Here is a 20,049-nt window from a genome sequence, read left to right as displayed (position 1 = left end):
GCATCTATGTTTCCTTAACGGCTCTAAGCCACGGTCAGCAGGGTCTTGCCGGTCGTGGCGCGGGCCTCGATCGCCCGGTGCGCCTCGGCGGCCCCGTCCAGCGGGTAGGTCTGGCCGATGACCGGGCGCAGCCGCCCGGCCGCGGCGTGGGCCAGCGCCTCCTCGGCGAGGGCGCGGATCTCGGCCGGGGTGGGCACGCCGCGCGGGACGACGGTCACGTGGGCGGCCGGCTCGGTCCAGGAGCCTGACGCCATGCCGTACAGGCAGGCCCGGCCGCCGGGCCGCACGGCCTGCATGCCCCGCGTGCCGATCTCGCCGCCGACCCCGTCGAAGACCACGTCGACGCCACCGCCGGACCGCTCCGCGACGGCGCGCTCCCAGCCCGGCTCGGAGTAGTCCACGTAGGCGTGCGCGCCCAGCGAGGTCACCAGCCCGGCCTTGCCCGGCCCCCGGGCCGCGCCGATCACCTTCGCCCCGGCGGCCGCCGCGAGCTGGACCAGCAGGCTGCCGACGCCGCCGCCGGCCGCCTCGACCAGCACCCATTCGCCCGGCCGCACCTCGGCCTGCCGGTGGACGAGCACCGCCGTCCTGCCGTCGGCCAGCAGCGCCACCGCGTCACGCAGCGACACGCCCGCCGGGACCTGGGTGAGGTCGTCGGCGCGGGCCACGGCGAGCTCGGCGTAGCCGCCGGTGCCGCCCGTCGTGGTCACCACGGTCGTGCCGGCCAGCGCGGGGTCGGCCTGCGGGCCGACGGACAGCACCCGCCCGCCGACGCCGTTGCCGGGGACGCGCGGCAGCTCGGGCGCCGACCCGGCCGCGGGCCCGGTGCCCGCCCGCACCTGCGTCTCGACGAACGTGATGCTCGCGTACGCGACGGCCACCAGCACCTGGCCGGGCCCCGGCACCGGGTCGGGGACCTCGCGGACGCGCAGCACCTCCGGCCCGCCCAGCCGGTCCATCACCACAGCGCGCATGGCCTACTCCTCCGCGTCGTACTGTTCGCGAGCCGCTCTGACCTGGTCGATATGGGTTTCGGCCCATTCTTTCACCGCGACGATCAAGCCGCTCAGGCTGGCCCCGAGCTCGGTGAGCCGGTAGTCCACGCGCACCGGGACCGCCGGGGTCACCGTGCGGGCGACCAGGCCGTCACGCTCCAGGGAGCGCAGCGTCTGGGTGAGCATCTTCTGGCTCACGCCGGGGATCTTGCGGCCCAGGTCGCTGTAGCGCATGGTGCCCTGCTCGCGCAGCGCGCTGAGGATCAGGCTCACCCACTTGTCGCTGATGCGGTCGAGCAGCTGGCTGGTCGGGCAGTCCTTGAGGTAGGCGTCGTACGCGACACGCTCGTCGGCGCGGCGTTCGGCGGCCGTCCGGGTTGCCATGGCGCACCTCCGGGTCCCGTACGCACTTGCGGGTGCGTACTTTCCGAAAGAGAGTAACACCCCCTACGTTCGCAGCAGGCGGACAGACCGCTACTGCGAACAGGGGAGCACCACATGCGTGCGGCAATCGTGAAGTCCTTCGGCGGCCCGGAAGCCGTGGAGATCGTCGAGGTGCCGGTGCCCGAGCCCGGCCCCGGCCAGGTCCGCGTCAAGGTCGCCGCCGCCGCGCTGAACCCGGTCGACGCCGGGGTGCGCGCCGGCGTCTTCGGCGACGCGGGGCCGGTCGGGCTCGGCTGGGACCTGGCCGGGACGGTCGACGCCGTGGGCACGCGAGTCACCGGGCCCGCCGTCGGCGACGCGGTCGTGGGCCTCGTCTACGGGCCGGTCAAGCCGCTCGGCTCGCACGCCGAGTACGTGGTGCTGGACGCGGACGCGGTGGCCGCCGCGCCCCGGTCGGCCGACAGCGCGCACGCCGCGACGCTGCCGCTCAACGGGCTGGCCGCGGCCCAGGCCGTGGACCTGCTGGCGCTCGGCCCTGGGGCCTCCGTGCTCGTCACCGGCGCGGCCGGCGGCCTGGGCGGTTACGCCGTGGCGCTGGCCCGGCTCGCCGGGCACCGGGTCACCGCGATGGCCTCCCCTGCCGACGAGGGCCTGGTGCGCTCGTTCGGCGCCGACGACTTCCTGCCCCGCTCCGCGACGGATGACCCGGCCGCGTCGTTCGACGGGGTGGTGGACGCCGCGGTGATCGGGGCGCCCGCGCTGGCCTTCGTCCGGGACGGGGGCGCGTACGCCGGGGTGATTCCCGGGGCGCAGCCCGGCGGGGTGCGCGGGATCCGGACCGGCGCGATCGAGGTGCGCCCCGACGGCGCGCGCCTGGCGGAGCTCGTCAGGCTGGCCGACGAGGGCCGCCTGCGGCTGCGGGTGGCCGCGACGTACCCGCTGGCGCGGGTCCGGGACGCGCACGCCCGTCTGGATCGCGGCGGCCTGCGCGGCAGGCTGGTCCTGGTGCCCTGAGCACTACAGGAAGCCGCGCTTCTCGGGCAGGTCGATGACGCCCGACAGCGCGAGCACGCCGCCCACGACGAGGACGACGGCCAGCACGCCGAGCAGCACCCAGGCCACCGGGTGCCCCAGGTTGAGCGTCCAGGAGGACGAGCTGACGCGGGCGTGCACGAGCAGGGCGGGGTCGCGGCGGTTGGCGTAGACGGTGCCGGCCAGGTGCCAGTGGCGGTTGTCGTCGCGCTGCCCGAGCCCGGTGTCCTCCTGCTCCTCGCCGGGCAACGCGGGCAGGCGGTGCCCGGCCTGGCCGACCCGCGTCTCCCAGATCACCCACCCGGCCAGCAGCGCGGCGAGCGGCAGGTACGTGGCCACCTGCCAGACGGGCGTGCCGGGGACGAACCCCCACAGGCGCAGCGCCCCGACGAACAGCGTCAGGTTGAGACAGGCGGCCGACAGCAGCGTCATGGTGGCGACGCCGCGCAGGTAGACGCGGTAGCGGCGGGCCGAGCCCCGGGGCCTGGCGGCGTCGAGGTCGGGCCGGGCCCGCAGCACGACGATCGTCACCAGCGGCACGACGAGCGTGACCGCGAGCTGGTGGAGCACCGGCTCCAAGGTCGCGGCCCCGCCGATCCACCCCACGGCGGCGGTGAGCAGCACGACGGCCACGGCGGGCAGGCCCCACAGCCAGGGCACGCGGACCGGGTCGGTGCGGAACGTGGTGTCCACGGTCAGGCCCGCGCGTCGCCCGGCCGCCCACGCCCCGGCCTGCGCGGCGGCCCGGATCCGGTGGTGGGCCAGCCCGAACAGCAGCAGGTGGACGACGGCCACCGCCGTGCAGACCGCCTGCGCCCATCCCGTCAGGAACAGGACCGGGACGGCGAGCAGCGACACCGCGACGACCGCGCGGGTGTAGCGGCGGCGCTCGGTGACGACGACGGGATCGCCCGCCCGCTCCACGGGCACCCGCACGCCGAACGGCAGCGTGGGCCTGGGAAGCGCCGGGAGCGCCAGGGTCAGGCAGGTGATCAGGACGAGGCCGGCGAGCGCGATCACGGCGCGCCTCCGAAGCCGTCGAGCAGTGCCGCGCACCGGCGCAGCACGTCCTCCCGGTCGAGGCCGTGGACCGTGGCCTCGGCCAGCAGCACACGCATGCGTTCCTCCCATTCGTCGGTGAAGGGGGCCTCGGGCGGCCCGCTGTCGGGGTCGCGGCGCACGACGGCGCCGCTCTTGCGGTTGATCCGGATCACGCCCTGCTGTCGCAGCAGGTCGTACGCCTTGTTCACGGTGTGGAAGTTGATGCCGAAGTCGGCGGCGAGCTGGCGCGTGGAGGGCAGCGGGTCGCCCTCCTTGGCCTCCCGGCCGGCGATGGCCTCCACGATCCGGTCCCGGATCTGCTGGTAGATCGGGACCTCGCTGTCGAGGTCGAGGATCAGGTGCACACCCACACTCTATCTGATATACAACTAATAGAACAGATAGAGCGAGGAGGACAGATCATGATCCAGGCCCACCTTCACGAGGACACGCTGGTCGTGCGCTTCAGCCCCTGGGCGCGGCTGTTCACCAGGACCGCCGTCGTCAGCGTCCCGCTGGCGGCCGTCGCCGGGGCGCACCGCCTCGACCGGCCGCTCGCGGCCGCCCGGGGCACGCACTTCGGCCTGCTCGTCAGCGGCTTCGTCAAGATCGGCACATGGACGTCGTCCGACGGCGTCAAGCGCCTGGTCGCGGCCCGCCACGACGTCCCCGGGCTGCGCATCGCCCTCACGGGCCGGGTGGCCGGCCACGACGAGCTGATCCTCAGCCTGCCGGACGCCGACGACCTGCTGCGGCGCCTGGCGGCGGTGACGGCGTGAACATCGAGGTCCGCGGCCTGACCAAGACGTACGGGACGGTGACCGCCGTCAGCGACCTGAGCTTCGACGTGCCGCCCGGCGCCGTCACCGCCTTCCTCGGGCCCAACGGCGCCGGCAAGACCACCACGATGCGGATGATGCTCGGCCTGGTCACGCCGACCGCCGGCACCGCCCTGTTCGGCGGCAGGCGCTACGCCGACCTGCCCGCGCCGTCCGCGACCGTCGGCGCCGCCCTCGACGGCGCCGGCTTCCACCCGGCGCACACCGCCCGCGATCACCTGCGGGTCTACGCCCGCATGGGCCGGTACGGCACGGCGCGGGCCGACCGGGTCGCGGAGCTGACCGGGGTGTCGGCGTTCGCCGGCCGCCTCACCCGCGCCCTGTCGACCGGCATGCGCCAGCGACTCAACCTGGCCACCGCGCTGCTCGGCGACCCCCGGGTGCTGCTGCTCGACGAGCCGGGCAACGGCCTCGACCCCGAGGGCACCGCCTGGCTGCGCCGGTTCCTGCGCGAGCTGGCCGCCGAGGGCCGCACCGTGCTGGTCTCCAGCCACGTGCTCGGCGAGGTCGAGCACCTGGCCGACCACGCCGTGGTGATCCGCCAGGGGCGGCTGGTCAGCACCGGGCCCATCGGCGAGCTGTACGGCCCGGCCACGGTGCTGGTGCGCTCCCCGGAGGCCGAGCGGCTGGCGCGCGGGCTGGCGGGCGACGGGGTCCTGGTGGAGCCCGGACCGCCCGGCGCGCTGCGCGTCCACGGACTGGACGCCGCCGAGGTGGCCGCCGCGGCGACCGCGCTGGGCGTCGCTCTGCACGAGATCACATCCGAACGCCCCACCCTCGAACAGGCGTTCCTGCACCTCACCGGAGGCTCCCGATGACCGCGCTGCTGTCGGCCGAATGGACCCGCCTGGCCGCCACCAGGCTCTGGCTGTGGGGGCTGCTGGCCGCGCTGGCCAGCGGCGGGCTGGTCGGCCTGCTCGCGCTGGTCGGCCCGGAGAACTTCAACCCGCCGATGCCCGGCCTCGACACCGAGCAGGGCACCCGCGTTCTGCTTGGCCTGCTCGGCTTCACCGTGTTCGCCCCGGCGCTGCTCGGCACCGTGGCCGTGGCCGCCGAGCACCGGCACCGCACGATCACCACCTCGACGCTGTTCGCGCCCCGGCGGTGGACCTGGCTCGCCGCCAAGCTGGCCGTCTACACCGGCGCGGGGCTGGTCTACGGCGTCGCCGCCTCGGCGGTCGCGGGCGGCGCGCTGTTCGGCGCGGCGGCGCTCAAGGGCGTCACGCTCGGCCTGCCCGCCTCGACGGTGCTCGCCCTGCTGGGTCGCATCGCGCTGACCATGGCCGTCTACACGCTGCTCGGCGTCGCCGTGGGCGCCCTGCTGCGCAACCAGGTGGCCGCGCTGGCCGTCGTGGGCGCGTACTTCTACATGGTCGAGACGACGCTGATGCTCATCCCGGGCGTCAAGCTGATCTATCCGTGGCTGCCGGGCGGGGCCACCTCCGCGCTGACCGGCTTCACCTACCTGGCCGACGCGGTCGCCGACCAGACGGGCGGCTCCGCCACCGCGCTGCTGTCCGCGCCGGCAGGCGCCGCCGTGCTGGTCGGCTACGCCCTGGTCGCGATCGCCATCGCGGTCGCCGCGCCGCTGCGGCGCGACGTCGCGTAGCTACGGCAGCAGCCCGCCGACGAGCGCGCGCAGCCCCCGGTCGTAGGTGTCCTTCGCCGTCAGCTCCTCCCAGCGCCGCCCCACCTCCGCGAGCCGGGGGAACTCCTCCGCGTCCAGCTCGGCGAACACCCGCTCCCGGTAGGTGCTCCCGCCCTGGGCGCGCCGCCTGCGCGCCGCCGCCCGCCCGCCGAGCTCCCCCGCCGTGTAGTGCCAGATGATCCGGTACGCGTCCACGGCGGACTCCGTCGTCAGCCCGGCTGCCACGGCGGCGTCGATGATCCGCTCCGGATACCACAGCGCGCTCACGGACAGCAGGTCGTCGGCCCGCAGCACGTCCACGATCCACGGGCAGCCGGACAGCGCCTCGCGCATCGCCGTCGCCACGGCGACCACGCGCTCGCGCGGCTCCTCCGGCAGCTCCGCTGGCCTGGGACGGCTCGCCGCGTAGTCGTCGAGCAGCAGCAGGAGCAGCTCCTCCTTGTCGCGCACGTGGTGGTAGAGGGCCATCGCGGTGCTGCCGACCTCGCGGGCCAGGCGGCGCATGGTCAGGCTCTCGACGCCGTCCTCCTCGATGACCCGGTGGGCGGCGGCCACGATGTCGGCCCTGGAGATCTTCGGCGGCCGTCCGGTACGCATGCCGCCATGCTACTTTCTATACATGTATAAAAATTCGTGGACCTCCTTGGCGGCGCTGGGCACGATGGCCGTCGAGCACGTCGCGCCCGCCAGGACCGCCCCGGCGGGCGGCGTCAACGCCCTCGTGCGGGTCGTCGGCAGCAGCCTCGCCGGGGCGGTCGGGGCGGCGGTGCTGTCAGCGGGCGGTCCCGGCTGGAGCTTCACGGTCTCCGGCCGGCCGCCCTGCTCGCCACCCTGTTCGCGGCTCTCTACCGCGTCCGCCCGGCCTGAGCCGAGCAGAGCGCGGTGTCGAGCGCGGCTTCGAGGCGCTTGAGCGCGGGCATCGAGGCCGGCAGCGCGGTGACGGCGACCGTGGCCGCCCTGCCGTCTTCGGTCACGCCGTTGCTCGTCGCGTATCCGGGCGCCGAGCCGCCGTGCGACCAGGCGAAGCCGCCGCAGCTCAGCTTGAAGGTGGCGAGGCCGAGCCCGTAACGGGCCCCGCCGACGGTGTCGAAGTCGGGCGCCGCCACCGTCTTCTTCATCTCCTTGAGCTGCGCCGGCTTGAGCAGCCTGCCGTCCATGAGCCCGAGCATGAAGCGGTTGAGGTCACCCGGGCTGCCGACGAGCTGCCCGGCGGCCCAGGCCATCGACGGGTCCATGACGCTCACGTCGGCGTACGGGTCGCCCGGCTTGGCGGCGAAGTAGCCCTTGGGGTGCGGCCCGCGGATGCGCTGCTCGCCGACGCCGGGCCAGTACGTCTTGCGCAGGCCCAGCGGCTTGATGACGCGCCGGGTGATCTCCTCGCCGATAGGCCGCCCGGTGACCTTCTGCACGATGAGCCCGGCCAGCACGTAGTTGGTGTTGCTGTAGCTCCAGCCCTTGGCCGTCTTGCCGGTCAGCGCGGCGTCGAGCAGGTCACGGGGCTCGTAGTGGGTGTGCTGGATCGCGAAGTAGTCCTTGATCAGCAGGTCGTCGTAGTCGGCCAGGCCGCTGGTGTGCTGGAGCAACTCGCGTACCGTGATCTTCCGCCCGTCCACGCCCCTGCCCCGGACGAGCTTGGGCACGTACTTCTCGATGGGCGCGTCCAGCTCGATCCGGCCCTCGCCGACGAGCTGCAGCACGACCACGGCGGTGAACATCTTGGTGTTGCTGGCGATGCGCACCTGGCCGTCGGCGGGCACCGCCGCACCGGTCTTCAGGTCGCCCACCCCGGCCGTGTAGTCGCGGGTGCGCCCATCGCGGTCCCGCACCGACGCGAGCGCGCCGGGGAACCCGTCGTCGACCAGCGCGTCCAGGCTCTTCTGCACGCGGTCGGCGGACTCCGCGCCCGCCGGGGCCGCGCCGAGACCGGTCAGCGCGACAACGGCGGCCGCCGCCAGGGCCAGCCGGCGGCGCACGGTGGGGTGGAACATGGACGGGCTCCCTGCTTGACGGCATGTGGTGGTGACACCGTCAAGCCTGCCGCCGGGGGCCTGGCGTGGTCGATCCCGCACGCTGGAGTCCCCGGGGTACGGCAGGCCCTACCGCTCGCCGTTCTCCAGGTAGTGCAGGACGGCGGCGACGCGCCGGTCGGTGCGGTCGGTGGGGGCCAGGTCGAGCTTGGCGAAGATGCTGCGGATGTGCTTGTGCACGGCGCCGTCGGTGACGACGAGCTTCTCGGCGATGGCGGCGTTGCCCAGCCCCTCGGCCATCAGGGCCAGCACGTCGCGCTCGCGCGGGCTGAGCCGTTCGAGCCGGTTGTCCGGTCGGCTGCGCGACAGGAGCTGCGCGACGACCTCCGGGTCGATGGCGGTGCCGCCCTCCGCCACCCGGCGCAGCGCGACCAGGAACTCCTGCACCCGCCCGACCCGCTCCTTGAGCAGATAGCCGAGCCCGGCGCTGCCCTGGGCCAGCAGGTCGGTGGCGAAGGCCTGCTCCACGTACGCCGACAGCACGAGCACGGCCAGGCCGGGTCGGCGGCGCCGGGCCTCGACGGCGGCGGCGATGCCCTCGTCGGTGTGGGTGGGCGGCATGCGCACGTCGACGATGGCGACGTCCGGCCCGTGCTCGTCCACGGCGGCCAGGAACCCCGCGGGGTCCTCCGCGGTGGCCACCACGTCGAGCGACTCGGCGCGCAGCAGCAGCGCCATGCCCTCGCGCAGCAGGGGGTCGTCCTCGGCGATCACAATCCGCATGGCAGGCTCACGTCCAGGGTGGTCGGACCGCCCGGAGGGCTGGTCAGCGTGAAGGTTCCGTCGTGTGCTTCGGCCCGGCGGCGGATGCCGCCGAGCCCGGTGCCGTGGCGGTCGTCGGCGCCGCCCCGGCCGTCGTCGGTGATCCGCAGGCGCAGCAGGTCCGCCGTCCGCCGGACGGTGACGGTGGCCTGGCGGGCGCCGCTGTGCCTGGCGATGTTGGTGAGCGCCTCGGCCACGATGAAGTACGCGGTGGCCTCGACGGACGCCGCGCACCTGGCCGGGAGGTCGGCGTCGACCCGGCACGGCACCGGGCAGGCGGCGGCCAGCCCGGTCAGCGCGTCGGCCAGGCTGCGGTCCTCCAGCACCGGCGGCAGGATGCCGCGCACCACGGCGCGCAGGTCGGCGAGCGCCTGCTCGGCGGCGTCCTGGGCGCGGTCGATCACCTCACCGGCGATGGCCGGGTCGCGGTCCAGGGCGCGGCGCGCGACGCCGAGCATGACGGTGACGGCGACGATCCGGTTCTGGGTGCCGTCGTGCAGCGACCGCTCGATGCGCCGCAGCTCGGCGGCGTGGGCGTCGAGCGCCGCCGCGCGGGTGGCGGTGAGCTGGGCGACGCGCAGCGCGAGGTCGGTGTCCGCGTCGGCCGCCAGCAGCCGCCGTCCCGGCCAGGCCTGGAGCCGCGCCATGCCGGGCAGCAGGAGCAGGCACAGCGCCAGCCAGCCGACGCCCAGCGCCGACACGGCCAGGCGGCCGGGCAGGTCGTCGGCGATCCACAGCCCCATCGCCGCCCCGGCCATCTCCTCAGGCGGGAGCAGATGCCCGTACAGGGGAAAGGCGAGGTCGCGGACGGCGCTGAACGGCAGCGTCAGCCCGGCCACGCCGAGGAACAGCCCGAGCGAGGCGTGGGTGGCGAGCCAGCAGAGCTCCCTGCGGGTGACCGGGCTGGCCAGCTCGGCGCGCAACCCGGCCGGCGGGCTGCCGGGGCCGACGAACTCGGGCCCCAGGCGGGAGAGCCTGGCGCGTTCGCGGCCGGCGGCGCCGTGCAGCCCGCGCAGCGCGACGGGCGCCAGGAGCAGCCCCACGCCGACGGCGCAGAGCACCGCGGTCGCCGCCAGGCCCATCAGCGCGAGCAGCGCCAGCGTCGCCGTGCCGAGCCCGCCGACGAGGTGTTCGAGCGCGTCCAGGGCAGCACGGGACCGGGTCAACACGCCCCACGGTCGGGCCGTGGAGTGGGTCGGCATCCGCGGCTCCTGCCTACGAGTCAGATCACCGGTCGAGAGTACAGCCTGCCCTGTCGCCACATGTCGTATCAGCGGGCGGCCGGACGCTGAACACCGCGCCGCGGCCGATATTCTCGGCGGCGGAGGATCGTGTGGAAGAGAGCGTGTCCCTGGCCCAGCTCGCGGATCGGCTGCAGGAGGTCGTGGGCGAGCTGCGCGGCATCCCCGTCGAGGTCGAGCGGCTCGACGACAGCGAGCTCGTCCGGCAGCAGATCGCGCAGGTCGCCCGCACGGCCGGGGAGCTGCGCGCGATGCACCCGGTGGGCACCGGGAGCCAGGGCCGCCAGGAGCACCTGAGCAGGCGCAGCGTGCTCGACGCGCTGCGGCAGGGCATGACGATGCGCACGATCGTCCACGCGAGCGTGCTGGACGACCCGCGCAAGGCGGCCCGCATCCGGGAGCTGCACGCGGCCGGCGACCTGCACCGGGTGGTCGACGAACCGCTGCAGCAGTTGCTGATCTTCGACCGTTCGGTGGCGTTCGTCCGGATCACGCCCGTCGCCTACTCGCCCGGCGCGCTGGTGATCAGGCAGCAGGGCCTGATCGCCACCCTGATCGACCTGTTCGAGCGGACGTGGTCCCGGGCCAGGGAGGTCACCGAGCCGTCGCACCGGCTGACCCCGCGCGAGCGCGAGGTGCTGGCGCTGATCGCCGAGGGGCGCTCCAACAGTGCCGTGGCCCGCGCGCTGTCGATCACCGAGGCGGCCGTGGGCAAGCACGTGGCCAGTGTGTTCGCCAAGCTGGAGCTGCCCGCCTCCGAGGACGACAACCGGCGGGTGCTCGCCGTGCTGGCCTATCTGCGCGGGGCGGTCAGGTAGGGCCAGGCCTACCCCGTTCTCGCCCCAGGCCCCGTGTGCGCGGCGTCCGGCGTCCAGTTGGATGAGCGGCATGCAGCGTATGACTGGATTACTGGTGGGCGCGGTGTTCGGCGCGGTCTTCGTCGTCGTCAACGCGCAGAGCCCGCTCAGCACGCCGGCCGTGACCGTCCTGCGGGTCGTCGCCTGCCTGGCCGCCGCGGCCGTCCTCGTGCTGTGGCTCGCGACCGCGCGGAGGGAGGGCCGTGGCGGCGGCGGGCAGCGGCCCATGTTCGGCCGGGGCTACCTGGTCGTCGTGCTCGCCGAGGCGATCCTGCTCTTCGGCGGGCTGCGCGTGCTGGCCGCCCTGGAGCGCCCGGTGGAGACGAACGTGGCCTGGATCGCGTTCGTGGTCGGCGTGCACTTCGTCGCGCTGGCGCCGATCTGGAAGGACTGGAGCATCGCGGCCCCGGGGGCGGCCCTGACGCTGCTCGGCGTCGCGGGTCTCGTGATGGCCGCGACGGCGGCGGTGACGTGGGTGCCGCTGGTCAGCGGCGTGCTGTCGGGCGTGGTGCTCCTGGCCGGCAGCCTCACCTTCGCCTGGCGCGGGCGGCGGGCCGTCCCGGCGTGACTTCCCCGCACTGCCCCGCGCTCCCCCGTGCAGGGGAGCGCGTTCACTCGCGGGCGGGAGTCCCCGCAGGCCGCCCCGGGCGCAGGCTGGGCGTCATGGAACGACATCAGGTGCGCTGGCCGGCCTGGGTGATGGCGGTGCTGTTCCTGGGCTACGCCGCGGGCAAGGCCGTCTACGCCGCGCAGGGCCGGCTCGGGTTCCCCGGCGGCCCGGCGGTGCCGCCGGGCGAGTACGAGCGCTACACCAGTGAGGTCATGGACGTGACCACCGCCCAGTGGGCCGCGGTCGCGACCGGGGTGCTGGCGGCGGCGCTCGTCCTGCTGACCGTGACGCGGGTGGGCCGCCGGGTGCCACGGCCGCTGATGCTGGCCGTGCTCGGCTGCGCGCTCCTGGGCGTCGGCGCCGGGGCGGCGATCGTCGCGGCGGACGGGTTCATCGGCCTCGGCGTGGGCTGGCAGTGGTATCACGGCGTCGTCATGCTCGCCGTGACGGCGCTGCTGGCGGCCACGGCCTGGTCCTACGCGCGGGCGACCAGGCGATGACCGTCCAGGGACCGCCGGGGAGGGCCGGGACCTCCCCGGTGGCGAGCCTGGCCTACGCCTGCCGGCGGTGCAGCCCGACCAGGTGACCGTTGTGCCGGATCCGGGCCGCGTCGTAGGGACATGACGGGCGGTTCACGTACGTCTCGGCGATGTTGTCGGCTTCGACCCGGTCGATGCCCCAGCCGATCGTGTGCCAGTACGGGCGGCCGTCCTCAGCGGTCGTGTCGAGGACGGCGATCTCGAAGAGTTGCCTGGCGGGCGGGGGCGTGCAGCGAACGTGAGCAGATGTTTCCTCGTGCGCGTCACGCGTGGCCCGGCTGCCCCGCTGGTCCATCTGGATCTCCCTCCGCTCAAGTGATCCGATCCGGAGATCCATGCCCCGTCACGGGGCCGATCACTCGCGCCGGGCGGATCAGTGGACCGAATCGAGGCGCTCGCGCTGGTCAGCGGTCAGTTCCAGATTCACCGCGCCCAGGTTCTCCTCCAGCTGGGCGAGCGAGGAGGCGCCGGCGAGCGGGATCACCGGGAAGCGGTGGCCGATCTGCCAGGCGAGCACGACCTGGTTGACGCTCGCCCCGGTCTCCTCGGCCACCTGGCGCAGCACGGCGAGCCGGGCCGGGGTGCCGGGGTGGTCGTAGTCCGGCGGGACGGGCTTGTCCTGGCGGGTGTAGGCGCCGCCGAGCAGCGGCGAGTAGGCGACGAGCGTCAGGCCGGGCTCCGCGCGCAGGTAGCTGAGCAGCTCGGCGCCGGCGTGCCCGAGGCTGCCGTCCTCGAAGATGGACTCGGGCATGTCGAAGCGGGGCCGCAGGTGGCTGTGCTGATACTGCAGCACCTCGTACCCGGCGAGCCCGGCGGAGGCGGCCAGGGCGCGGGCCCGCTCCACCCGCCAGATCGCGTGGTTGCTGGCCCCGAGCAGCCCGACCGTGCCCTCGGCCACCAGCTCGCCGAAGCCCTCGACGGTCTCCCGCAGCGGCACCGTCCGGTCCTCGATGTGGGCGTAGAGCAGGTCGATTCGCTCGACGCCGAGCCGTTCGCGGCTGCGTTCCGCCGACTCGCGGATCGTCTTGGCGGACAGGCCCTCGGCATTGCCGACGTAGCTGGTGCCGGGCGCGAGCGGGCGCGCGCCGAGCTTGGTGGCGATCACGATCTCCGAGCCGACGCCGCGGCTGCGCCGCCAGCGGCCCAGCAGCTCCTCGCTCTGCCCGCCCTGGCCGCCGTCGGCCCAGAACGCGTAGTTGTTCGAGGTGTCGATGAACGTGCCGCCGGCCTCGACGTAGCGGTCGAGGATCGCGTACGAGGTCTTCTCGTCGATCGTCGACCCGAACATCATCGCGCCGAGCGCCAGCACGCTCACGTCACGGCGGGTCGCGGGGTCGGTGCCGATCGTCCGGTGCTTCATGATCTCTCTCCAGTCCGGGCCGCCAGAACTGGGCCCGGTCAGGAGTGTGCGTGCTGGAGCGAACTCCAGGTCAAGTCAGAATCCGGCTTCGTGGGCGGTGTCGGCGATCAGGGCGTGCAACGTGATGCCGGGGTGGTCGGCCTTGATCGAGCGCATCCGCCACCGGTCGGAGAACAGCGCGAGCAGCGCCTGGTCGTGGCTGCGGACCAGCACCTCGGCGCCGCGCTGGCGGGCCAGCAGCTCGGCCGACTCGGCGTCGGTGCGGCGGGCCAGCGTATAGTCGAGCCGGTCGAGGCTGATCTCCGCGCCGAACTCGGCGGACAGCCGGTGCTGGACGACCTCGAACTGCATCGGCCCGACCGCCGCGAGCACCGGCGCCTGGTCGCCGCGCAGGTCGGAGCGGAGCACCTGGATGACGCCCTCGCCGTCGAGCTGGTCGATGCCGCGCCGGAACTGCTTGGCCTTGCTGGAGTCGCGGGCCCGTACGACGGCGAAGTGCTCGGGCGCGAAGCTGGGGATCGGCGGGAAGGTCACCGGCGCGCCCTCGTAGAGGGTGTCGCCGGGCCGCAGCGCGGTGGCGTTGACCAGGCCGACGACGTCGCCGGGGAAGGCCTCGTCCATGGTGGTGCGGTCCTGGCCGAAGACGCTCTGGGCGTACTTGGTGGCGAACGGGCGGCCGGTGGCGGCGTGGGTGAGCACCATGCCGCGCTCGAACCGGCCCGAGCACACGCGGACGAACGCGATCCGGTCGCGGTGGGCGCGGTCCATGTTGGCCTGGACCTTGAACACCAGCCCGGAGAACGGCTGGTCGATCGCCCGCGCGACGCCGTCGACGTCGGGCCGGGGCGCGGGGGCGGGGGCCAGCTCGACCAGCACGTCCAGCAGGCGGCCGATGCCGAAGTTGGGCAGCGCGGCGCCGAACAGCACCGGCGTGGACTCGTGCGCCTCGAACGCCTTCTGGTCGTGGTCGGCGCCGATCGCGTCGAGCAGCGCGGTCTCCTCGCTCGCCTGCTGCCAGTCGCCGCCCAGCTCGGCGCCCGCCTGGTCAGGGGTGAGCTCGGTCTCCAGCGCCTTGGTGGCGCCGCCGGGGGTGCGCTCGTAGCGGACGGCGCCGCCGCGCAGCCTGTCGATCACCCCGTGGAAGTTGCCGGGCAGCCCGATGGGCCAGGTGACGGGCGTGGGCCGCAACCCGGTGCGCTCCTCGATCTCGTCGAGCAGCTCCAGCGCCTGGCGGCCGGGCCGGTCCCACTTGTTGACAAAGGTGATGACCGGGATGCGGCGGTGGCGGCAGACCTCGAACAGCTTCATGGTCTGCGGCTCCATGCCCTTGGCCGCGTCGATCAGCATGACCGCGCAGTCGACTGCGGCCAGCACCCGGTAGGTGTCCTCGGAGAAGTCGGCGTGGCCGGGGGTGTCGACCAGGTTGAACACGTGGCCCCGGTAGTCGAAGCGCAGCGCGGCCGAGGTGATGGAGATGCCCCGGGCACGCTCGATCTCCATCCAGTCGGAGGTGACGCCGCGCCGTCCCGCCTTGCCGTGCACGGACCCGGCCTGGGTGATCGCCGAAGCGTGCAGCGCCAGCGCCTCGGTCATGGTCGACTTACCGGCGTCCGGATGGCTGATGACGGCGAACGTCCGGCGTCGCGCGGCCTCGTGGGCGACGTCATCCCGCATGGTCCCTACCTTAACGTGAGAGTATGGTCAGTGGCTGACGGTGAGCGTGTCGTGGAGCTCGGCGCTCGGCTCGTTGAGGCCGACGACGGTGACCTTCTTACCGCGTGCCGCGTACTTGGCCCGCACCGTGTCCAGCGCCGCCACCGACGAAGCGTCCCAGATGTGGGCGTCGGTGAGGTCGATGACCACGTCGTCCGGGTCGGTGGCGTAGGCGAAGCGGTGGACGAGGTCGTTGCTGGAGGCGAAGAACAGCTCGCCGGTGACCGCGTAGACGACCTGGTGGCCGTCGGGGTCGAGGCAGGCGGTGACGTCCGCCAGGCGGGCGACGCGGCGGGCGAAGACGACGAGGGCGGCCAGGCTGCCGACGACCACGCCAATGGCCAGGTTGTGGGTGGCCACGACGACGGCGACGGTGATCACCATGACGCCGGTCTCGCCCCACGGCATGCGCCGGAGCGTGCCGGGCGCGATCGAGTGCCAGTCGAACGTGCCGACCGAGACCAGGATCATGACGGCGACCAGGGCGGCCATCGGGATCTGCGACACCCACGGCCCGAAGACGACGCACAGCGCCATCAGGAAGACGCCGGCGGAGAAGGTGGACAGCCGGGTGCGGGCGCCGTTCTTGACGTTGATCATCGTCTGGCCGATCATCGCGCAGCCGCCCATGCCGCCGAAGAGCCCGGTGACGATGTTGGCGACGCCCTGGCCGATGGACTCGCGGGTCTTGCCGGAGCGCGTGTCGGTGATCTCGTCGACGAGCTTGGCGGTCATCAGCGACTCCATCAGCCCGACCAGGGCGAATGCGAGCGCGTACGGGGCGACGAGGGTCAGGGTGTCGAGGGTGAAGGGCACGTCGGGCAGGCCGGGGACGGGCAGCGACGACGGCAGCGCGCCCTTGTCGCCCACGGTGGGCACGGCCAGCCCGGCGCCCAGCGTGATCGCGGTCAGAATGGCGATCGACACCAGCGGCGCGGGCACCGCCCGGGTGATCCGCGGGAAGAGCACCATGAGCGCCAGCCCGCCGGCGACCAGCGGGTAGACCACCCACGGGACGCCGGTGAGCTCGGGCACCTGGGCCATGAAGATCAGGATGGCCAGCGCGTTGACGAAGCCGACCATCACACTGCGCGGCACGAACCGCATCAGCCTGGCCACGCCGAGCGCGCCCAGCGCCACCTGGAAGACGCCGCCCACGATGACCGTCGCCACCAGGTAGCCGAGCCCGTGCTCGCGGGCCAGCGGCGCGACGACCAGCGCGATCGCCCCGGTGGCGGCCGAGATCATGGCGGGCCGGCCGCCCACGACGGAGATCACCACGGCCATGGTGAACGAGGCGAACAGCCCGATGCTCGGGTCGACGCCTGCGATGATCGAGAACGAGATCGCCTCGGGGATCAGCGCCAGCGCCACCACCAGCCCGGACAGCAGCTCGGTCCGCAGCACGCGGGGCGTCAGGCGCCGCAGCGCCGGAAGGGGAGAAGGCAAGGAGCGTCCAACCGGAAAGAGGTAAGCAAACGTTTCAAACTACCCTGACGTAAGGGTTGGATCCTCAGGGCGGCGGGGTGAGAAGCGTCATACGGGACGCGCCCAGCCGCTGGCGCCGCAGCTGCTCGCCGAACTCCCTGGCCATGGCGAGCTGGTCGCGCAGCTTGTCGGCCCGGACCGCGACCGCGCGCTCGAACATCTGCAGCCGCGCCACCAGCGAGGGGTCGTCGTCGCCGGCGGCCAGCCGGTCGGTGATCTCCAGCAGGTCGCGCATCTCGTCCAGGCTGAACCCGAGCGGCTTCATCCGCTTGACCAGGGCCAGCCGGCCGATGTCGGTCTCGCTGTAGAGGCGGAAGCCGCCGGGCGTGCGCTCGGGCACCACCAGGCCGACCTCCTCGTAGTGGCGGATCGTGCGCAGGGACAGCCCGAGCCGCTCGGCGACCTCGCCGATCTGCACCAGCCCGTCCGGCATCCGCCCTCCGCCCCTTGCCAGAATCTCCTGTTACGTAAGCTTAACCCGCCGCCGGAGTAGTGACCTCGGCCGCACTCTCGGCATACCGAGAGATTGCCGCCCGCACGCGATCATCGTCGTGTGTTGGACAGACGGTCGTTCCTCGCCCTGGGGCTGTCGCCGGTCCTGCCGCCGTACCGGGCCCCCGCCGACCCGTTCACGCTGGGCGTGGCCAGCGGGGACCCGGCCCCCGACGGGTTCGTGCTGTGGACGCGCCTGGCGCCGCAGCCGCTGGCCGAGGACGGGCTCGGCGGCATGCCGGCCACGCCGGTCGACGTCCGCTGGGAGGTCGCCACCGATCCGCGCTGCGCCCGGGTCATCCGGCGCGGCGTCCAGCGTGCCGTCCCCGAATGGGCGCACAGCGTGCACGTGGAGGTGACCGGGCTGCGGCCCGGGCGGCCGTACTGGTACCGGTTCAAGGCGGGGCAGCACCTGTCGCCCATCGGCCGCGCCCGCACCGCGCCCGCGCCCGGCACGCTGCCCGGGGCGCTGCGCCTGGGCGTCGCCTCGTGCGCCAACTACCAGCACGGCCACTTCACCGCGTACGCCCGCATGGCCGCCGAGAGCCCGGACCTGATCCTGCACCTGGGCGACTACCTGTACGAGAACGAGGCCGAGCCCGGCGCGTACGTGCGCGACCACGAGGGGCCGGAGCCGACCACGCTGGCGGGCTACCGGCGGCGGCACGCGCTCTACAAGACCGACCCGGACCTGCGGGCGGCCCACGCCGCCGCGCCCTGGGTGGTGATCATGGACGACCACGAGGTGGACAACAACTGGACGAACCTGATCCCGCCCGAGCGCCGCGCCGCCGCGTTCCGCGCCTACTACGAGCACCTGCCGCTGCGCGCGAGCGCCCGGCCCGGTGGTCCCGCGATGCAGCTCTACCGGCGGCTGCGCTGGGGGCGGCTGGCCACCTTCCACCTGCTGGACACCCGCCAGCACCGCGACCCGCACCCGTGCGGCCACGGCTTCACCGCCTGCGCCACGCCGCTGCCGCCCGGCCACACGCTGATCGGGCTGGACCAGGAGAACTGGCTGCTGGACGGCTTCCGTACCTCCAGAGCCCGCTGGGACCTGGTCGCCCAGCAGGTGTTCTTCGGCCGCCGCGACCGCGACCCCGGCCCCGGCGAGGTGCTGCGGCGCGACGCCTGGGACGGCTACACCGCCTCGCGCACCCGCGTCACCGGCGGCTGGGTGAGCGCCGGCGTCCGCAACGCGGTCGTGCTCACCGGCGACGTGCACGCGCACTGGGCCGGCAACCTGGTGCTCGACTACGACGATCCCGAGGCCGAGCCGGTCGGCGCGGAGTTCGCGGTCACGTCGGTGTCCAGCGGCGGCGACGGCCGCGACCCGGAACCGGGCGGCGACCCGCTGCTCGACGGCAACCCGCACCTGCGCTTCCACCGGCGCCGGCGCGGCTACCTCGCGGTGCGGATCACACCCGCCGAACTCACCGCCGACTTCAAGATCCTGCCGTACGTGAGCGCGCCGGGGGCCGAGGCGGTGACGGCCGCCGCGTTCACCGTGCGCGACGGCCTTCCGGGGCTGGCTGACCCCGGTGCCGCCGGATCGTCGAGATGATCAGGAGCAGCAGCGCGCTCTGGGCCAGCATGCCCGGGGCGAGCGGCGGGGCGTTCCCGACGGACTTGGTGAACGCGTACCACCACTGGGTGAGCGGGGAGAGCGAGCCCCAGGCCGGGTCGAACGCGCCCATGCCGTGGTTGACTGAGACGTGCGTGAAGACGCCGTAGAGCGAGGCGAGCAGCACGACCGCCGCCAGCACGCGCACCACGGTCAGCACGCGCGGCGAGTCGCGCCCGGCCAGCAGCGCCAGCGCGGTCCCGAGCAGCAGCAGCGCCGCCCACGGGATGAGCTGGACCGGGCTGCCCCAGTGCCGTTCGGCGGCGAGCTCGAAGGCGGCGCCGCCGATGCCGATCGCGACCAGGCCGAGGAGGGCGAGGCGGAGCGCTCCCGGGCCGGTCCTGGCGGGCGGTGCGACGGTCTTCGCGGAGTCCAGGGTCTGGTGCGAGGGGTCGGTCACGGGACAAGACTCCCCCGTGAGCCTCAGAAGACGCTCAGCGAAAGGTGAAGATTTGGTGAGAATTCAACTAGTTGGGCCCGGCCCCCTCGGACCGGGCCCGCCGCCGCTAGTAGCGGATCTCCCGCAGATAGCGGTATCCGACCTCGGCCGTCTGCCGGGGCGTGACGTCCGGGGTGTCGTTCTCGACGATGTACTCCTTCACCCGGTGCGCGTCGAAAATACGCCGGAAGTCGATCGTCCCGGTGCCCAGGTCTGCCATGTCGCCGTCCAGGTGCCGGTCCTTGACGTGGAACTGGAGCACCCGCTGCGGCGCCCGCCTGATCACGTCGAGCGTGAACCGCACCGGGTCCGCGACGCCGCGCCCGACACCGCCGGTGACCGCCCAGTAGAGGTCGAGTTCCAGATGGACCAGCCGGGGGTCCAGCTCGGCGGTGAGCACGTCCCACGGCGTCCGGCCGCCGCCCAGGTCCGTGGTGAACTCGTGGGCGTGGTTGTGGTAGCCGTACCGGATGCCCGCCGACCTGGCGACCTCGGCCTCCACGTTCATCCGCTCGGCCCACGCCTTCCACTGGTCCTCGCTGGACGAGCTCAGGTACGGCACGACCAGGTACGACTGGCCGAGCGTCACCGCGTTCTCGATCTTGGTGTGCAGCGCGGCGTCGTCGGCGCTGATGCTGTCGTGGCTGGACGTGGAGCGGATGCCCAGCCCGTCGAGGAACTGACGCAACTGCGCCGCCGTCCTGCCGAAGTAGCCCAGCGCCAGCTCCACCTTCGGATAGCCGATCTCCGCCAGGTAGGCGAGCGTCGCGTCGTAGTCACGCGACAGGTCGTCGCGGACCGTCCAGAGCTGGATGCTGATCAGCCCCGGCGGGACGCGATGCCCCCGGGAGCCCGCCGACGCGGCGGCCGGGCCTGCCGCGAAGGCCGCAGCCCCCGCGCCGAGGCCCGCGGCGAGCAGCGCGCGCCTGCTCGGGCCGTAGCCGTAACACATGGGATC

Annotated in this window: 23 protein-coding genes; 8 read left to right on the top strand and 15 right to left on the bottom strand. The window is 73.8% G+C overall.

The features are described from left to right. Nucleotides 1-23 precede the first annotated feature (23 nt). Nucleotides 24-974, bottom strand: coding sequence for a zinc-binding dehydrogenase (locus tag ACWDXC_RS29700; protein WP_449987075.1), 951 nt, complete (start codon nucleotides 972-974; stop codon nucleotides 24-26). 3 nt (nucleotides 975-977) lie between these two features. Beyond that, a complete protein-coding gene (locus tag ACWDXC_RS29695; RefSeq protein WP_219518410.1) occupies nucleotides 978-1,379 on the bottom strand; it encodes a winged helix-turn-helix transcriptional regulator in 402 nt (133 codons plus the stop codon). A gap of 114 nt (nucleotides 1,380-1,493) precedes the next feature. Between ACWDXC_RS29695 and ACWDXC_RS29690 the strand changes: the two genes are divergently transcribed. After that, nucleotides 1,494-2,393 (top strand): NADP-dependent oxidoreductase, encoded by a 900-nt coding sequence (locus ACWDXC_RS29690; protein ID WP_449987073.1) that lies wholly within the window; start codon nucleotides 1,494-1,496, stop codon nucleotides 2,391-2,393. Between the two features lie 3 nt (nucleotides 2,394-2,396). Here ACWDXC_RS29690 and ACWDXC_RS29685 read toward each other — a convergent pair whose 3' ends face one another. After that, nucleotides 2,397-3,431 (bottom strand): DUF1648 domain-containing protein, encoded by a 1,035-nt coding sequence (locus ACWDXC_RS29685; RefSeq protein WP_449987071.1) that lies wholly within the window; start codon nucleotides 3,429-3,431, stop codon nucleotides 2,397-2,399. Further along, on the bottom strand, nucleotides 3,428-3,817 hold the full coding sequence (locus ACWDXC_RS29680; protein WP_219518402.1) for a GntR family transcriptional regulator: 390 nt from the start codon (nucleotides 3,815-3,817) through the stop codon (nucleotides 3,428-3,430). Before ACWDXC_RS29680 ends, ACWDXC_RS29685 begins: the two co-directional genes overlap by 4 nt. Nucleotides 3,818-3,874: 57 nt before the next feature. Here ACWDXC_RS29680 and ACWDXC_RS29675 point away from each other — a divergent pair, with 57 nt between their 5' ends. The 3 genes from ACWDXC_RS29675 to ACWDXC_RS29665 are packed head-to-tail and all read left to right on the top strand — an operon-like array spanning nucleotide 3,875 to nucleotide 5,900. Further along, complete coding sequence (locus ACWDXC_RS29675; protein ID WP_449987069.1) at nucleotides 3,875-4,231, top strand: hypothetical protein; 357 nt, start codon at nucleotides 3,875-3,877, stop codon at nucleotides 4,229-4,231. Continuing rightward, nucleotides 4,228-5,109 carry an ABC transporter ATP-binding protein gene (locus ACWDXC_RS29670; RefSeq protein ID WP_357583401.1) on the top strand — a complete coding sequence of 294 codons (882 nt, stop codon included), beginning with the start codon at nucleotides 4,228-4,230 and terminating at the stop codon, nucleotides 5,107-5,109. The genes ACWDXC_RS29675 and ACWDXC_RS29670 overlap by 4 nt, the downstream gene beginning before the upstream one ends. Then, nucleotides 5,106-5,900 (top strand): ABC transporter permease, encoded by a 795-nt coding sequence (locus ACWDXC_RS29665; RefSeq protein ID WP_449987067.1) that lies wholly within the window; start codon nucleotides 5,106-5,108, stop codon nucleotides 5,898-5,900. The genes ACWDXC_RS29670 and ACWDXC_RS29665 overlap by 4 nt, the downstream gene beginning before the upstream one ends. Here ACWDXC_RS29665 and ACWDXC_RS29660 read toward each other — a convergent pair whose 3' ends face one another. The 4 genes from ACWDXC_RS29660 to ACWDXC_RS29645 all read right to left on the bottom strand — a co-directional run bounded on the left by ACWDXC_RS29660 (nucleotide 5,901) and on the right by ACWDXC_RS29645 (nucleotide 9,897). Beyond that, the gene (locus ACWDXC_RS29660; protein ID WP_449987065.1) at nucleotides 5,901-6,536 is read right to left on the bottom strand and encodes a TetR/AcrR family transcriptional regulator; all 636 of its coding nucleotides are present in this window, start codon (nucleotides 6,534-6,536) and stop codon (nucleotides 5,901-5,903) included. A gap of 248 nt (nucleotides 6,537-6,784) precedes the next feature. Then, the gene (locus ACWDXC_RS29655) at nucleotides 6,785-7,927 is read right to left on the bottom strand and encodes a serine hydrolase domain-containing protein (protein WP_449987063.1); all 1,143 of its coding nucleotides are present in this window, start codon (nucleotides 7,925-7,927) and stop codon (nucleotides 6,785-6,787) included. A 108-nt stretch (nucleotides 7,928-8,035) separates the two neighbouring features. Beyond that, on the bottom strand, nucleotides 8,036-8,689 hold the full coding sequence (locus tag ACWDXC_RS29650) for a response regulator transcription factor (RefSeq protein WP_219518151.1): 654 nt from the start codon (nucleotides 8,687-8,689) through the stop codon (nucleotides 8,036-8,038). After that, the gene (locus ACWDXC_RS29645; RefSeq protein WP_449987337.1) at nucleotides 8,677-9,897 is read right to left on the bottom strand and encodes a sensor histidine kinase; all 1,221 of its coding nucleotides are present in this window, start codon (nucleotides 9,895-9,897) and stop codon (nucleotides 8,677-8,679) included. The genes ACWDXC_RS29650 and ACWDXC_RS29645 overlap by 13 nt, the downstream gene beginning before the upstream one ends. 164 nt (nucleotides 9,898-10,061) lie before the next feature. Between ACWDXC_RS29645 and ACWDXC_RS29640 the strand changes: the two genes are divergently transcribed. From ACWDXC_RS29640 to ACWDXC_RS29630, 3 genes are all read left to right on the top strand, one after another. After that, the gene (locus tag ACWDXC_RS29640; protein ID WP_449987061.1) at nucleotides 10,062-10,787 is read left to right on the top strand and encodes a LuxR C-terminal-related transcriptional regulator; all 726 of its coding nucleotides are present in this window, start codon (nucleotides 10,062-10,064) and stop codon (nucleotides 10,785-10,787) included. Between the two features lie 79 nt (nucleotides 10,788-10,866). Next, nucleotides 10,867-11,394: a hypothetical protein gene (locus ACWDXC_RS29635; protein ID WP_449987059.1), complete on the top strand. Its 528-nt coding sequence runs from the start codon at nucleotides 10,867-10,869 to the stop codon at nucleotides 11,392-11,394. 95 nt (nucleotides 11,395-11,489) lie between these two features. Next, complete coding sequence (locus tag ACWDXC_RS29630; RefSeq protein WP_246646849.1) at nucleotides 11,490-11,936, top strand: hypothetical protein; 447 nt, start codon at nucleotides 11,490-11,492, stop codon at nucleotides 11,934-11,936. Nucleotides 11,937-11,988: 52 nt separating this feature from the next. Here ACWDXC_RS29630 and ACWDXC_RS29625 read toward each other — a convergent pair whose 3' ends face one another. From ACWDXC_RS29625 to ACWDXC_RS29605, 5 genes are all read right to left on the bottom strand, one after another. Further along, nucleotides 11,989-12,270, bottom strand: coding sequence for a hypothetical protein (locus ACWDXC_RS29625; protein WP_219518144.1), 282 nt, complete (start codon nucleotides 12,268-12,270; stop codon nucleotides 11,989-11,991). Between the two features lie 78 nt (nucleotides 12,271-12,348). Further along, complete coding sequence (locus ACWDXC_RS29620; RefSeq protein WP_449987056.1) at nucleotides 12,349-13,335, bottom strand: aldo/keto reductase; 987 nt, start codon at nucleotides 13,333-13,335, stop codon at nucleotides 12,349-12,351. Between the two features lie 75 nt (nucleotides 13,336-13,410). After that, on the bottom strand, nucleotides 13,411-15,009 hold the full coding sequence (locus ACWDXC_RS29615; protein ID WP_449987054.1) for a peptide chain release factor 3: 1,599 nt from the start codon (nucleotides 15,007-15,009) through the stop codon (nucleotides 13,411-13,413). Between the two features lie 27 nt (nucleotides 15,010-15,036). Continuing rightward, a complete protein-coding gene (locus tag ACWDXC_RS29610; protein ID WP_449987052.1) occupies nucleotides 15,037-16,497 on the bottom strand; it encodes a SulP family inorganic anion transporter in 1,461 nt (486 codons plus the stop codon). A gap of 64 nt (nucleotides 16,498-16,561) precedes the next feature. Continuing rightward, nucleotides 16,562-16,969 carry a MerR family transcriptional regulator gene (locus ACWDXC_RS29605; RefSeq protein ID WP_219518136.1) on the bottom strand — a complete coding sequence of 136 codons (408 nt, stop codon included), beginning with the start codon at nucleotides 16,967-16,969 and terminating at the stop codon, nucleotides 16,562-16,564. A gap of 120 nt (nucleotides 16,970-17,089) precedes the next feature. Between ACWDXC_RS29605 and ACWDXC_RS29600 the strand changes: the two genes are divergently transcribed. Beyond that, the gene (locus ACWDXC_RS29600) at nucleotides 17,090-18,592 is read left to right on the top strand and encodes an alkaline phosphatase D family protein (RefSeq protein WP_449987050.1); all 1,503 of its coding nucleotides are present in this window, start codon (nucleotides 17,090-17,092) and stop codon (nucleotides 18,590-18,592) included. Here ACWDXC_RS29600 and ACWDXC_RS29595 read toward each other — a convergent pair. Together ACWDXC_RS29595 and ACWDXC_RS29590 are read right to left on the bottom strand one after the other, a co-directional pair. Then, on the bottom strand, nucleotides 18,531-19,052 hold the full coding sequence (locus ACWDXC_RS29595; RefSeq protein ID WP_449987048.1) for a hypothetical protein: 522 nt from the start codon (nucleotides 19,050-19,052) through the stop codon (nucleotides 18,531-18,533). The genes ACWDXC_RS29600 and ACWDXC_RS29595 overlap by 62 nt on opposite strands. A 106-nt stretch (nucleotides 19,053-19,158) precedes the next feature. After that, complete coding sequence (locus ACWDXC_RS29590) at nucleotides 19,159-20,043, bottom strand: sugar phosphate isomerase/epimerase family protein (RefSeq protein WP_449987046.1); 885 nt, start codon at nucleotides 20,041-20,043, stop codon at nucleotides 19,159-19,161. Nucleotides 20,044-20,049 lie beyond the last annotated feature (6 nt).

Source organism: Nonomuraea sp. NPDC003214, assembly GCF_053590035.1.
Note: the sequence above shows the minus strand (reverse complement) of the source record. Positions and strands in the feature narration are given on the sequence as shown.